The 13,864-nt window shown below is 63.5% G+C and carries 10 protein-coding genes; 5 read left to right on the top strand and 5 right to left on the bottom strand.

The annotated features are described in order from the left end of the window. The first annotated feature begins 26 nt into the window (after positions 1-26). A complete protein-coding gene (recG, locus tag O7B34_RS07565) occupies positions 27-2,135 on the top strand; it encodes an ATP-dependent DNA helicase RecG (protein ID WP_337145496.1) in 2,109 nt (702 codons plus the stop codon). On the opposite strand, the gene O7B34_RS07560 is transcribed toward recG, so the two are convergent. The 5 genes from O7B34_RS07560 to O7B34_RS07540 form a co-directional block, all read right to left on the bottom strand. Further along, entirely contained in the window at positions 2,087-2,839 is a 753-nt protein-coding gene (locus O7B34_RS07560; protein WP_140503612.1) for a DUF502 domain-containing protein, read from the bottom strand. The genes recG and O7B34_RS07560 overlap by 49 nt on opposite strands. Before the next feature lie 67 nt (positions 2,840-2,906). After that, positions 2,907-3,230, bottom strand: coding sequence for a HigA family addiction module antitoxin (locus O7B34_RS07555; protein WP_337145495.1), 324 nt, complete (start codon positions 3,228-3,230; stop codon positions 2,907-2,909). Between the two features lie 31 nt (positions 3,231-3,261). Then, complete coding sequence (gene glmS / locus O7B34_RS07550) at positions 3,262-5,085, bottom strand: glutamine--fructose-6-phosphate transaminase (isomerizing) (RefSeq protein ID WP_337145494.1); 1,824 nt, start codon at positions 5,083-5,085, stop codon at positions 3,262-3,264. A 202-nt stretch (positions 5,086-5,287) separates the two neighbouring features. Then, the gene (gene glmU / locus O7B34_RS07545; RefSeq protein WP_337145493.1) at positions 5,288-6,664 is read right to left on the bottom strand and encodes a bifunctional UDP-N-acetylglucosamine diphosphorylase/glucosamine-1-phosphate N-acetyltransferase GlmU; all 1,377 of its coding nucleotides are present in this window, start codon (positions 6,662-6,664) and stop codon (positions 5,288-5,290) included. Between the two features lie 126 nt (positions 6,665-6,790). Next, positions 6,791-7,537 carry a cytochrome c biogenesis CcdA family protein gene (locus tag O7B34_RS07540; protein WP_337145492.1) on the bottom strand — a complete coding sequence of 249 codons (747 nt, stop codon included), beginning with the start codon at positions 7,535-7,537 and terminating at the stop codon, positions 6,791-6,793. Between the two features lie 170 nt (positions 7,538-7,707). Between O7B34_RS07540 and O7B34_RS07535 the strand changes: the two genes are divergently transcribed. The 4 genes from O7B34_RS07535 to O7B34_RS07520 all read left to right on the top strand — a co-directional run bounded on the left by O7B34_RS07535 (position 7,708) and on the right by O7B34_RS07520 (position 13,812). After that, positions 7,708-8,085 (top strand): COG4315 family predicted lipoprotein, encoded by a 378-nt coding sequence (locus O7B34_RS07535; RefSeq protein ID WP_337145491.1) that lies wholly within the window; start codon positions 7,708-7,710, stop codon positions 8,083-8,085. Between the two features lie 343 nt (positions 8,086-8,428). After that, entirely contained in the window at positions 8,429-11,065 is a 2,637-nt protein-coding gene (gene topA, locus O7B34_RS07530; RefSeq protein WP_337145490.1) for a type I DNA topoisomerase, read from the top strand. A 6-nt stretch (positions 11,066-11,071) separates the two neighbouring features. Next, the gene (rnr, locus tag O7B34_RS07525; RefSeq protein ID WP_337145489.1) at positions 11,072-13,378 is read left to right on the top strand and encodes a ribonuclease R; all 2,307 of its coding nucleotides are present in this window, start codon (positions 11,072-11,074) and stop codon (positions 13,376-13,378) included. Next, on the top strand, positions 13,378-13,812 hold the full coding sequence (locus O7B34_RS07520) for a DUF983 domain-containing protein (protein WP_337145488.1): 435 nt from the start codon (positions 13,378-13,380) through the stop codon (positions 13,810-13,812). Before rnr ends, O7B34_RS07520 begins: the two co-directional genes overlap by 1 nt. Positions 13,813-13,864: the final 52 nt, after the last annotated feature.

Below are 13,864 nucleotides of genomic sequence, written 5' to 3'. Positions count from 1 at the left end.
CGGCCGTCGCGACATAAGCTGACATCATGCGTCCTCCCATACTCGATCCCCTGTTTGTCCCGATCACCTCGCTTGCCGGCGTCGGGCCGAAGGTCGGTGCCCTGATCGAGAAGGTCGTGGCGGCCGACCTCGGCGATCGCGCCGCGCGCGCCGGCGATCTCCTGTTCGTGCTGCCCCACACCGTCATCGACCGCCGCAATCGGCCTGGCATCGCCCTCGCGGCCGAAGGCGCCATCGTGACGCTTGAGCTGCGCATAGACCGCCACCAGCCGCCGCCGCGCGGCAACAGGTCGGTGCCCTACCGGGTCTACGCCCATGACGATACCGGCGAAATCGGTCTGACCTTCTTCCATGCCCATGCCGCCTATCTCGAGAAGGCAATGCCTGTCGGCGAGCATGTCGTGGTGTCAGGCCGTATGGAATGGTTCAACGGACGCCCGACCATGGTCCATCCCGACCATATCGCACTCGCCAGCGAAGCCGAGAACCTGCCGCTGGTCGAGCCGGTCTATCCGCTGACCGCGGGGCTGTCCGGCAAGGTGCTGCGCCGTGCGATCGGCCAGGCGCTAGGCCGCCTGCCGGACCTGCCGGAATGGCAGGATGATGCCTTCATGCGCCGCCAGAGCTTTCCGTCCTTTGGCGACGCGCTGACCCGTATCCATTATCCCGGCGATCCGATCGATGTCGCGGTCGAAGGGGCTGCATGGCGCCGCCTCGCCTATGATGAATTGCTCGCCGGCCAGGTCTCGCTGGCCCTGGTGCGGGCAAAGGTGCGACGCCTGTCAGGCCGCCCTCTCGTCGGCGATGGCCGCATCGTCGAGAGGCTGCGTGCGGCCCTGCCCTATTCGCTCACTCCCTCGCAGGAATTCGCGCTCGCCGAAATCAACGCCGATCTCGCCGATCCAGAGCGCATGCTGCGGCTGCTGCAAGGCGATGTCGGTTCGGGCAAGACGGTCGTGGCTTTGTTGGCCATGGCACGCGCCGTCGAGGCCGGCGGCCAGGCGGCGCTGATGGCGCCGACCGAAATCCTGGCGCGCCAGCATCTGGCGACGATCACCCCGCTTGCAGCCAAGGTCGGCTTGCGCATCGCCATCCTGACCGGCCGTGAAAAGGGCCGCGAGCGAGCCGAAACACTGGCTGGTCTTGCCAGCGGCGAGATCGATATCATCGTCGGCACCCACGCGCTGTTTCAGGAAACGGTCAGCTTCCACGATCTGGTCCTGGCCGTCATCGATGAGCAGCATCGCTTCGGCGTCCATCAGCGGCTTGCCATCACCGCCAAGGGCGACGCTCCCGACATGCTGGTGATGACCGCGACCCCGATCCCGCGCACGCTGGTGCTGACCGCCTTCGGCGACATGGACGTCTCGAAGCTGACGGAAAAACCGGCCGGCCGCCAGCCGATCCGCACCGTCACGCTGCCGCTCGAACGGCTCGACGAACTGGTCGGCCGCATGCTCGATGCCGTCGCGGATGGCCAGAAGATCTACTGGATTTGCCCGCTGGTCGAGGAATCCGAAGAAATCAAGCTAATGTCGGCCGAGGATCGTTTCGCTTCGCTGAAGCCGCTGTTCGGCGATCGCATCGGCCTTGTCCATGGCCGCATGAGGGGTGCCGAGAAGGACGAGGCGATGCGTGCCTTCAAGCAAGGCGAGACGCGCATCCTGATCGCCACCACGGTCATCGAAGTCGGCGTCGACGTTCCTGACGCCACGATCATGGTCATCGAGCATGCCGAACGCTTCGGGCTCGCCCAGTTGCACCAGTTGCGCGGCCGGGTCGGACGCGGCGACATCAAGTCATCCTGCGTGTTGCTCTACAAGGACCCGCTTGGCGAGACCGCCAAACGCCGGCTGTCGGTGATGCGCGAGACCGAGGACGGCTTCCTGATCGCCGAAGAGGATCTGAAATTGCGCGGCGAAGGCGAATTGCTCGGTACCCGCCAGTCCGGCACTCCGGGTTTCCAGGTGGCGCGCATCGAGGCGCATGCCGACCTACTGGAGGCCGCCCGAGACGACGCCAGGCTGATCCTGTCGCGCGATCCCGAACTGCAATCGGATCGCGGCGAGGCGCTACGGCTCCTGCTCTACTTGTTCGGCCGCGACGAGGCCGTGCGGCTCCTGCGCGCCGGATGAGGCCCTAGCGGCGGATTGGCCAGGGTTCCGTTGATCGGCTCACCGTTCAGCGTCACCAATTTCGTCTTCACCTCGGGGGCCACCAACCCGGCCGACACGATCAGCTTGGCGCCGTCCTCGATCGTCATGTCGAGCGGCACGATATCCGACTTCAGAACATACATCAGGAAACCGGTCGTCGGGTTCGGCGTGCACGGCATGAACACCGCAATCAGCGGATCGCCTTCCTGGTCGAGTTTCTGGTTGATCTCGGTTTCCTTCTCGCTGGCGACAAACACCAGCGACCACACGCCCTTGCGTGGATATTCGACCAGCCCAACCTGACGGAACATGTCGCCCTTGTTCGACAGCACGGTCTCGAAAATCTGCTTCAGCGAGCCATAGATGCCGCGCACCAGCGGCATGCGGCCAAGCAGGCGCTCGCCAAACCCGACGATGGCGCGGCCGACAATGTTGGCCGTCAGGAAGCCGATCAGCGTGATCAGGATGAGCGCGACGATCAGCCCGAACCCTGGAACCGGGAACGGCAGATAGCTGTCGGGGCTGTAACGCGCCGGAATATAGGGTTTGACCCAGGAATCGACCCAGCCGATGAACGACCAGGCGATATAGGCGGTGATCGCCAGCGGCGCGCAGACGATGAAGCCCGTGAGGAAATAGTTCCTCAGCCGGGTCATGCCGGAAGTCTTCGAAGCGTCTGACATGGTTCACCGGGCACGGGTTGCGGCGCGACATTAGTGAACCGGAAGGCGCTTTGGAACTGCGAAGTTTTTAGAAGTTTTTAAAGGTCCTATTATGCGGCTGTTCCAGCGGCGCGATCTTCTCAAGTTCCGGCGCCAGCTTCTTCGCCTCAGTCTCAAGCTCGTAAGCCTGCTGAAAATTCATCCAGAATTCAGGCGTGGTGTTGAAAAACCTGGCGAGGCGAAGGGCCGTGTCGGGAGTCAAGCCGATCTCTTCCTTGGCAATGCGTTCAATACGGGTGCGCGGAAGATTGAGTTTTTTCGCCAGCGCGCCTGCACTCATGCCGAGCGGGACGAGATATTCTTCACGCAGGAATTCTCCAGGATGAACTGGACGTGCGAATTTCGACGTCACTCGGCTCGACCTCTCAATTTGGGAGGGAAACTTACTCCACCGTCACTGATTTCGCCAGATTGCGTGGCTGATCGACGTCGGTGCCCATGAAAACGGCGGCGAAATACGCAAGCATCTGGATCGGCAGCGCGTAGATGATGGGCGAGATGATTTCCGGCACATCCGGAAGCACGATGGTCTCCATCGTTTTCACGCTCACCTGTGCCGCGCCCTTGGCGTCGGTGATCAGGATGATCTTGCCGCCACGCGCCGCCACTTCCTGCATGTTGGACACGGTCTTTTCGAAGATGCGATCGTGCGGCGCAATCACGATCACCGGCATGTTCTCGTCGATCAGCGCGATCGGCCCGTGCTTCAGCTCGCCCGCGGCATAGCCTTCGGCATGGATGTAGGAGATTTCCTTGAGCTTCAGCGCGCCTTCCATGGCCAGCGGGAAATTGGTGTCGCGTCCGAGATAGAGCACGTCCTTGTAGCGAGACAGCTCCCGCGCGATCCGTTCGATCTGTTCTTCGAGCTTCAGCACCTGGTTGGCGTAGCGCGGTGCTTCCGAAAGCGCTCGCACCAGGGTCTTCTCTTGCTCCTTCGAGATCGCCCCGCGCGCCACGCCGGCGCGCACGGCAAGCGACGCGAGCACAGACAACTGACAGGTGAAAGCCTTGGTCGAAGCGACGCCGATCTCAGGTCCCGCCAGCGTCGGCAGCACGACGTCGGATTCGCGCGCCATGGTCGATTCCCGCACATTGACGACCGCGCCGATCTTCATGCCGGCCTTGCGGCAATAGCGCAGCGAAGCCAGCGTATCGGCGGTCTCGCCCGACTGCGAGATGAAGAAGGCGGCATCGCTGGCCGACAGCGGCATTTCGCGATAGCGGAATTCCGACGCGACATCGATATCGACCGGCAGCCGAGCATAGCGCTCGAACCAGTATTTGCCGATGAGGCCGGCAAGATACGCAGTGCCGCAGGCGGAGATAGCAAGGCGGCCGATCTTGGCGAAATCGAATGGCAGGTCGAGCGGCTTGGAGACGCCGGAGACGAAATCGACGTAGTGCGCCAGTGTGTGCGAGATCACTTCGGGCTGCTCATGGATTTCCTTTTCCATGAAATGGCGGCGGTTGCCCTTGTCGACCATGAAGCTGGTCGACAGCGACTGCTGGCGCTTGCGGTCGACTTTCTTGCCGTCGATGTCGAAGATGGCGACGCTCTCGCGGCGCACCACCGCCCAGTCGCCGTCCTCGAGATAGGTGATCGAATTGGTGAACGGAGCGAGCGCAATGGCGTCGGAGCCCAAAAACATCTCGCCATCGCCATGGCCGACGGCCAGAGGCGGGCCGTTGCGGGCGCCGACGATGAGGTCCTCGTCGCCCTTGAACATGATGGCCAGCGCAAAGGCGCCTTCCAGCCGCTTCAACGCCTTGTGCGCGGCCTCGACCGGCTTCAGACCTTTCGCAAGTTCCCGTGCCACCAGATGCGCCACGACCTCGGTGTCGGTCTGCGACGAGAAGGAATAGCCGTCGCGGACCAGCTCGTCGCGCAGTTCTGCGAAATTCTCGATGATGCCGTTGTGGACGATGGCGACGCCCTCCGAAAAGTGCGGGTGCGCATTGGTCTCGTTGGGCACACCGTGGGTCGCCCAGCGTGTATGGCCGATACCGATCGTGCCGTCGAGCGGCTCATCCTTGAGCCGGCGTTCGAGGTTGACCAGCTTGCCCTCGGCACGGCGGCGGCCAAGTTGACCCTTTTCGATGGTGGCGACGCCGGCCGAGTCATAGCCGCGATATTCGAGCCGCTTCAGCGCGTCGACGATGAGCGGCGCAACCTGCGAGTGGCCGACGATTCCAACGATACCGCACATGCAGACAGTCCCCGATTGCCCATGGAAAACCAGCGCTATTTAGGGGTGGCCGGCCTGCCGCGAAAGTCACATTGCATTTCGTCCGGTGTAACGGACACTTGCGCACGCATGCACCATGACAGACCGCTCTTGCAATCCGGTTACTGCAATCGTTCGTTTTTTTCGATTGCTTCGGCAAGAAAGCAGACTTGTCGACCAATGGCTAATGGTCGGTGCCGGCTGCCTTCTTCTTTGCCGCCGCGGCCGAAGCAAACCGTTCGCGCAACTCCTTCCCCTTACCGGGGATCGTCTTCTGGCGAGCCCGGCCGAAGGCCAGAGCGTCGTCGGGAACGCTTTCGGTGATGACACTGCCCGAGGCGATATAGCCGCCATTGCCGATGGTGACGGGTGCCACGAGCGAGGAATTGGAGCCGATGAAGGCGCCCTCGCCGATGTCGGTGAAGAATTTCGAATAGCCATCGTAGTTGCAGGTGATGGTGCCGGCGCCGATATTGGCCCCAGCGCCGACGCGCGCGTCACCGATATAGGTCAGGTGGTTGACCTTGGCGCCCTCCTCGATAACGGCCTGCTTGACCTCGCAGAAATTGCCGACCTTGGCCTTGTTCCTGAGATCGGCGCCTGGCCGCAGCCGTGCGAATGGCCCGACATCGCAATTGGACGCGACAATGGCGCCTTCGATATGGCTGAAGGCGTGGATCTTGGCACCCGAGGCAACCATCACACCCGGTCCGAACCAGACATTGGGCTCGACGATCGTGTCGGCGCCGATTTCGGTATCGTGCGAGAAATAGACGGTTTCCGGCGCAATCAGCGTCACGCCCGACAGCATCGCCTCATGGCGCCGGCGCTGTTGCCAGATGGCTTCGGCTTGCGCCAGTTCGGCGCGGTTGTTGATGCCGAGCGCACTTTCGAAGCTGGCTTCGGTGGCAACGACATCGAGACCCTGGGCGCTGGCGATCTCGACGATGTCGGTGAGATAATACTCGCCCTTGGCGTTCTTGTTGCCGACCGCATCGAGCAATTGGAGCGCGTGCTTGCCCGCAACCGCCATCATGCCGGCATTGCAGAAGCCGATCTTCTTCTCCGCCTCGGAACAGTCCTTCTCCTCGCGGATGGCGACGAGCCGGCCAGCTTGCTCGATCAGGCGGCCATATCCGGCCGGATTTGGCGGGCGAAAACCGATGACCGCGACAGCGGCGCCCTCGGCCAGCTTCCGCCGCGCCGTGGCGAGCGCCTGCGCATCGATCAGTGGCGTATCGCCAAACATGACAAGAACATCGTCGTAACCCTTTGATATCGCCTCGCGAGCGGCGAGAACGGCATGTGCCGTGCCAAGGCGTTTGTCCTGCACGAAGGTCTCAGCCTCAGGCGCGAACTTCGCGGCCGCCCTGCGCATCTCGTCGGCGCCATGACCGATCACCAGCGCCACGTCGCTCGCACCAGCGGCCTCGGCCGCCTTCACCACATGGGCGACCATCGGCAACCCAGCGATCTGGTGCAGCACCTTCGGCAGCGCGCTCTTCATGCGTGTGCCCTCACCGGCGGCGAGGATGACGGACAGGCAGGTTCTCTGGCTCATCGATAGGCAACCATCTGAAAAGGGTTGGGGAATCAAATCAGGATAGCAGTGGCGCCATGCTGCACCAATGCGGTTAAATTCCGGTGAGATGGCAGACGAAGAGCAACTGACTTTTAATCAGTAGGCCTACCCCAGCCGCCCCAACACCGGAAAATTCTCCAGCAACCAGTAGGACACCGTCTGCACGCCGCCGGTGAGGAAAAACACGCCGGCGACCACCAGGAGCGCGCCGATCGCCTTCTCGACAAGGCCGAGGTGGACGCGGAACTTGCCGACGAAGCGCATGAAGGCGCCGGAGAACAGCGCGGCGATCAGGAACGGGATGCCGAGGCCCAGCGAATAGGCGGCGAGCAGCAGCGCGCCCTCGCCCACGGTTTCGCGGCCGCCGGCCAGCGTCAGGATCGGCCCCAGCACCGGGCCGATGCAGGGCGTCCAGCCGAAGGCGAAGGCAAGCCCCATGACATAGGCGGCGACGGCGCTGGCCGGCTTGCCCTGCGACTGGAAACGCGCCTCCCGCGACAACAGCGGAATGCGCAGGATGCCCAAAAAGTTCAGGCCCATCAGGATGATCAGCACGCCGGCGCCCATCGCCAGCGGCTCCTGCCAGACGCGCAGCAACCGGCCGATGGTCGACGCGCCGGCACCGAGCGCGACGAACACGGTCGAAAAACCGAGCACGAAGGCGATCGAGGAATAAAGCAGCGCGCCGCGCGCGCCTTCGCGGGCCGTCGCGCCCGCATTGCCGCGAAAATCGTCGACCGACACGCCGGCCATGTAGCAGAGATAGGGCGGCACCAGCGGCAGCACGCATGGCGACAGAAACGAGATGGCCCCCGCCCCGACCGCGCTGACATAGCCGATATCCAATGCCATTCCAAAGCTCCGACTGTTTGGCGACGATATAGCTGCACGCGGGTTTGTCCGCCAATCACCATCGCGTGGCAAGTCATCGCGGGCCGGGGAAGAAAGCACATGCTCAGGGCGTTGACACAACGAGGCCGCGACTTTCCGCGCGCCTGCGAATAACAGCCACGGAGATTTCCATGAAAACGACAACCGCAGCGCTGGCCGCGCTTCTGCTCAGCACCGCCGCCTCCTTTGCCGCAGAGGCGTGGAAGGAAGCCGATGTCGGCGGCACCAAGATTTATACCGATGCCAAAGGCATGACGCTTTACACCTATGACAAGGACGAGAAAGGCAAGACCAATTGCTACGACAAATGCGCCACCAACTGGCCGCCGCTGAAGGCCAAGGCCGGCGCCAAGGCCGGCGACGAATGGAGCGTTGTCGATCGCACCGACGGCACCAAGATGTGGGCCTATGACGGCAAGCCCGTCTACACCTTCATCAAGGACAAGAAGGCCGGCGACATGAGCGGTGATGGCGTCGCCGGTGTCTGGCACGTCGTCAAGGCCGATTAGGCCTGCCCCTGCTCCCTGCCCGCGGGCGGGCAAGCTGGTCGCCGCATTCCTCTGTTCAGCCGGCGGCCAGCATCGATCGACGGCAGGCGAGCGAACGGCTTTCCACGACTCGCCCGGAGTTTGAAGCGGCCGTTTCCGCCGACTCCCGACCGCCGTCGCCTTGACCGAAATTCTGTGATTTTCTCCATACACTCTAAGAGTGTATTGCTGCCGGCACCTCCGCAATTTGGCCCCTTCCCCTTGACCGGATGCAAAAGCGCGGCCATGTGAGCGACGAACAGAACCGAGATTTCGTCGCGCGCAGCGGAATTCTTCTGCCGCATCACAGCTGATATGAGACCTCATGGACGTCGTCGTCGTCGAATCGCCGGCCAAAGCGAAGACAATCAACAAATACCTGGGCAGGAACTACAAGGTTCTGGCCTCGTTCGGCCATGTCCGCGATTTGCCGGCCAAGGATGGCTCGGTGCGTCCGGATGAAGATTTCGCCATGTCCTGGGCGGTGGACACCGCGTCCGGCAAGCGTCTCGCCGACATCGCCAAGGCGGTCAAGGATGCCGACGGCCTGATCCTCGCCACCGACCCGGATCGCGAAGGCGAAGCGATCTCCTGGCACGTGCTGGAAGTCCTGAAGCAGAAGCGCGCGCTGAAGGACAAGCCAGTCAGCCGCGTCGTCTTCAACGCCATCACCAAATCGTCTGTGCTGGAGGCGATGGCCAATCCGCGCCAGATCGATGCGCCGCTGGTCGACGCCTATCTCGCCCGCCGGGCACTCGATTACCTCGTCGGCTTCACGCTGTCTCCGGTGCTGTGGCGCAAATTGCCGGGCGCCCGTTCGGCCGGCCGCGTCCAGTCCGTGGCGCTGCGCCTGGTCTGCGACCGCGAATCCGAAATCGAGCGCTTCATCCGCGAGGAATACTGGCAGATCGCTGCCATCCTCGGCACACCGCGCAACGAGACCTTCGAAGCCCGCCTGACCGCATTCGAGCGCAAGAAGCTGCAAAAGCTCGACATTTCCAACAAGGCGCAGGCCGACGACATCAAGGCGATGCTCGAGGGTGCTACCTTCAAGGCGCTGTCCGTCGAAGCCAAGCCGACCAAGCGCAACCCCGGCCCGCCCTTCACCACCTCGACGTTGCAGCAGGCCGCGTCGTCGGGTCTCGGCTTCTCGGCCACGCGCACCATGCAGGTGGCGCAGCGGCTCTATGAGGGCATGGAGATCGGCGGCGAAACCACCGGCCTGATCACCTATATGCGAACCGACGGCGTGCAGATGGCGCCCGAGGCGATCGACGCCGCTCGCGATGCGGTCGCCAAGGAATTCGGCCCGAAATACCTGCCGGAAAAGCCGCGCCAATACACCACCAAGGCCAAGAACGCCCAGGAAGCACACGAGGCCATCCGCCCGACGGATTTCATGCGCACCCCGGCGTCGGTCCGGCAGTATCTCGATGCCGACCAGGCACGGCTCTATGAACTGATCTGGAAACGCGCCATCGCCAGCCAGATGCAGTCGGCCGAGATCGAGCGCACCACCGTCGAGATCGAAGCGCTGAATGGCGCCCGCACCGCCGAGCTTCGCGCCGTTGGCTCGGTCGTCCGCTTCGACGGCTTCATAGCCGCCTATACCGACCAGAAGGACGACGACACGGAAGACGAGGAAAACCGCCGTCTGCCGGAAATCCGCGCCGGCGAGCAGCTCGCCCGCCGTGCAATCAATGCCACCCAGCACACCACCGAGCCGCCGCCGCGCTATTCCGAGGCGTCGCTGATCAAAAAGCTGGAAGAACTCGGCATCGGCCGTCCCTCGACCTACACGGCGATCCTGAAGACGCTCGAGGACCGCGACTATGTCACGATCGACAAGCGCCGGCTGGTGCCGCAGGCCAAGGGCCGTCTGCTGTCGGCCTTCCTGGAAAGCTTCTTCGAGCGCTATGTCGAGTACGACTTCACCGCATCGCTGGAGGAAAAGCTCGACGAGATTTCCGACGGCAAGCTCGCCTGGAAGGACGTGCTGCGCGATTTCTGGAAGGATTTTTCCGGCGCCGTCGCCGACATCAAGGAATTGCGCGTCACCGATGTGCTCGATGCGTTGAACGAGGAACTGGCGCCACTGGTTTTCCCCGCCCGCGAGGACGGCTCCAATCCGCGCATCTGTCCGAAATGCGGCACCGGCAATCTGTCGCTGAAGCTCGGCAAGTTCGGCGCTTTCGTCGGCTGCTCGAACTATCCCGAATGCTCCTTCACCCGCCAGCTCGGCGACGCCGCCAACCCCAATGGGGAGAATGGCGGTGGCGAGGACGGCACCAAGATCCTCGGCAAGGATCCTTACACCGCCGAGGAAATCACGCTGCGCTCAGGCCGTTTCGGCCCCTACATCCAGCGCGGCGAGGGCAAGGAAGCCAAGCGCTCGAGCCTGCCCAAGGGCTGGACGCCTGAATCCATCGATCACGAGAAGGCGCTCGCCTTGCTGGGGCTGCCGCGCGACGTAGGCAAACATCCCGAATCCGGCAAGATGATCTCGGCGGGGCTCGGCCGCTATGGTCCGTTCGTGCTGCACGATGGCACCTACGCCAACCTGGACAGCATCGAGGACGTGTTCTCGATCGGCCTCAACCGCGCCGTCACCGTGATTGCCGAGAAGCAGTCCAAGGGCAAGGGCGGCCGCAACGGCGGCACGCCGGCAGCCCTGAAGGAACTCGGCGACCATCCGGACGGCGGCGGCAAGATCGTCGTGCGCGACGGCAAATACGGACCTTACGTCAATTTCGGAAAGGTCAACGCCACGCTGCCCAAGGGCAAGGATCCGCAATCGGTGACCATCGAGGATGCGCTGGCGCTGATAGCCGAGAAGGAAGCCAAGGGCGGCGGCGGCCAGAAACCGTTCCGCAAGGCTGCGGCGGCCAAGGCCCCCACAACCAAGAAAACCTCAACCAAGAAGGCAGCCGCCAAGAAGCCGGCCGCGAAGAAAAAAGGGTAGAACGGCGTGGCGCGCAGGATCACCGGTAGAAGCCACGGCGATCCCCGCACCGCCGACACCCGGGCCAAGGTCAAGGACAACTACCGGCCCTCGCGTGACGAAATCCTGCGCTACATCGCCGAAAACCCGGATCGCGCCGGAAAGCGCGACATCGCCAAGGCGTTCGCACTGCGCGGCGATGACCGCGTCTGGCTGAAGGATCTCCTGCGCGATCTGCAGGACGAAGGCGTTCTGACCAAGGAGCGCAAGCGGCTGGCCCGGGTCGGCACCTTGCCCCATGTCGCCGTGCTCGACATCTTTGGCCGCGATGGCGATGGTATCTTGCTGGCGCACCCGACCGAGGCGGTCGGCCCGGGCGAGCCTCCCGTGGTCTCGATCCGCGTTTCGCGTGGGGGCAGCGGACCAGCGCCAGGCATTGGCGACCGCGTGCTGGCCAAGACGTTTCCGACCGACGATCCGTCGGGGCCTGCCTATACCGGCCGGGTGATGAAGATCTTCGAGAAGCGCACGGATGCCGTCCTCGGTGTCTTCCGTGTGCTTCAGGACGGCAGCTTCCGCATCGAACCGGTGGAACGGCGCCAGCCTGAGCTGATCGTCGACAAGGAATTCCAGAACGGCGCCAAAAATGGCGATCTTGTCGAGGTCGAGCCCGCGCGCGCCTCCCGCTACGGGCTGCCGCGCGCCAAGGTGCTCAACGTGCTGGGTTCGCTGACCAGCGAAAAGGCGGTCTCGATGATCGCCATTCACGCGCACGACATTCCGCACATTTTTCCAGCCGATGTCATTGCCGAATCAGAGGCGGTGAAGCCGGCGACGCTTGCCCATCGCGAGGACTGGCGCGACCTGCCGCTGATCACCATCGATCCGGCCGACGCCAAGGACCATGACGACGCGGTGTTCGCCACGCCTGACATCGACGAGAAAAATCTCGGCGGCTTTATCGCCACCGTCGCGATCGCCGATGTCGCCGCCTATGTCCGCTACGGCACGGCTCTCGACCGCGAGGCCATGAAGCGCGGCAATTCGGTCTATTTCCCCGATCGCGTCGTGCCGATGCTGCCCGAGCGCATCTCCAACGATCTCTGCTCGCTGCGCGAGGGCCAGGATCGTCCGGCGCTGGCGGTGCGCATGACCTTCTCCGCCGATGGCCGCAAGATCAGGCATTCCTTCCACCGCGTCATGATGAAGTCGGCGGCCAAGCTCGCCTACAGCCAAGCCCAGTCGGCGATCGACGGCGTGCCGGACGACAAGACCGGCCCGATCCTCGACACGGTGCTGAGGCCGCTGTGGGACGCCTACGCGATCCTCAAGCGCGGCCGCGACAGCCGCCAGCCGCTCGAGCTCGACCTGCCGGAGCGCAAGATCCTGCTCAAGCCGGATGGCACGGTCGACCGCGTCATCGTGCCGGAGCGGCTCGACGCCCACAAGCTGATCGAAGAGTTCATGATCCAGGCCAACGTCGCCGCGGCCGAAACGCTGGAGGGCAAGAAGCAGGCGCTGGTCTATCGCATTCACGACGCGCCGTCGCTGGCCAAGCAGGAATCGCTGCGCGAATTCCTGCAGACGCTTAGCCTGTCATTGGCGCGTGGCGCGCAGATGCGGCCCAGCCAGTTCAACGGCATTCTGGAGCGCGTACGCGGCGCCGACAACGAGGCGCTGGTCAACGAGGTGGTGCTGCGCTCGCAGAGCCAGGCCGAATATTCACCCAAGAACATCGGCCATTTCGGCCTCAACCTTAGCCGCTACGCACATTTCACCTCGCCGATCCGCAGGTATGCCGACCTGATCGTGCATCGCGGGCTTATTGCCGCGCTCGGTCTTGGTCCCGGAGGGCTGACGCAAGATGAGGAGGTTCGCCTCGAAGACGTTGCGGTGCTGATCTCCGGCACGGAACGGCGCGCAATGGCTGCCGAGCGCGACACGGTCGACCGGCTGATCTCCGCCTATCTCGCCGAGCGCATCAACGACCGCTTCGATGCCCGTATCTCCGGCGTCACCAAATCAGGACTTTTTGTCCAATTGCCGCAGTATGGCGCCGATGGTTTCATCCCTGTGTCAACTGTGGGCGGCGATTACTACATATACGACGAAACGGCTCGCTCCCTGTTCGGAGAACGCTCGGGCAAAGGCTACCAGCTCGCGGACCGAGTCGAGGTCCGGCTCGTCGAGGTGGCGCCGATGGCCGGAGCGATGCGCTTCGAGATGTTGACCGACCCAAAGCCCCTGCCAGGCTCCAGCAGGTCGTTTCACAAGGCCAAGGGCCGCGCCCGTGCGTCGCAATCGCGACCGGGGCCGCGCGGCAGGAGACGATGATGGAACAACAGGTTTTTGGTGGCGAACATCACTCGGGCCGGATTGCCCGCCCATTGTGGACGGCGATGAAGCGGGGCCTCTTGGGCCGCTGCCCGAATTGCGGCGAAGGCAAGCTCTTCCGCGGCTTCACCAAGACCGTCGAAACCTGCAGCGTCTGCGGCGAGGAGATTCATCACCATCGCGCCGACGATTTGCCCGCCTATCTCGTCATCATCATCGTCGGCCACATCGTGCTCGGCGCCTTCATGGGTGTCGAGGCGACCTCGACCTTGTCCACCGGGCAGCACATCCTCATCTGGGTGCCCTTGACCATCCTTCTGTCGGTCGCGCTGCTGCAGCCAGTCAAAGGCGCCGTCATCGGATTGCAATGGGCGTTCTATATGCACGGGTTTGGTGGCGAAAAGGATGTGATCGAGCCGCATCCCGGGGCCTGAAATGTTGGCTGGCGCAACATGCCAATCGTTAGGGCTACTTTCGCATGCAAGA

This window comes from Mesorhizobium sp. Cs1299R1N3 (assembly GCF_037179625.1).
GTDB classification, from domain to species: Bacteria; Pseudomonadota; Alphaproteobacteria; order Rhizobiales; family Rhizobiaceae; genus Mesorhizobium; species Mesorhizobium salmacidum.
This window is presented reverse-complemented; position numbering and strand designations above follow the sequence as displayed.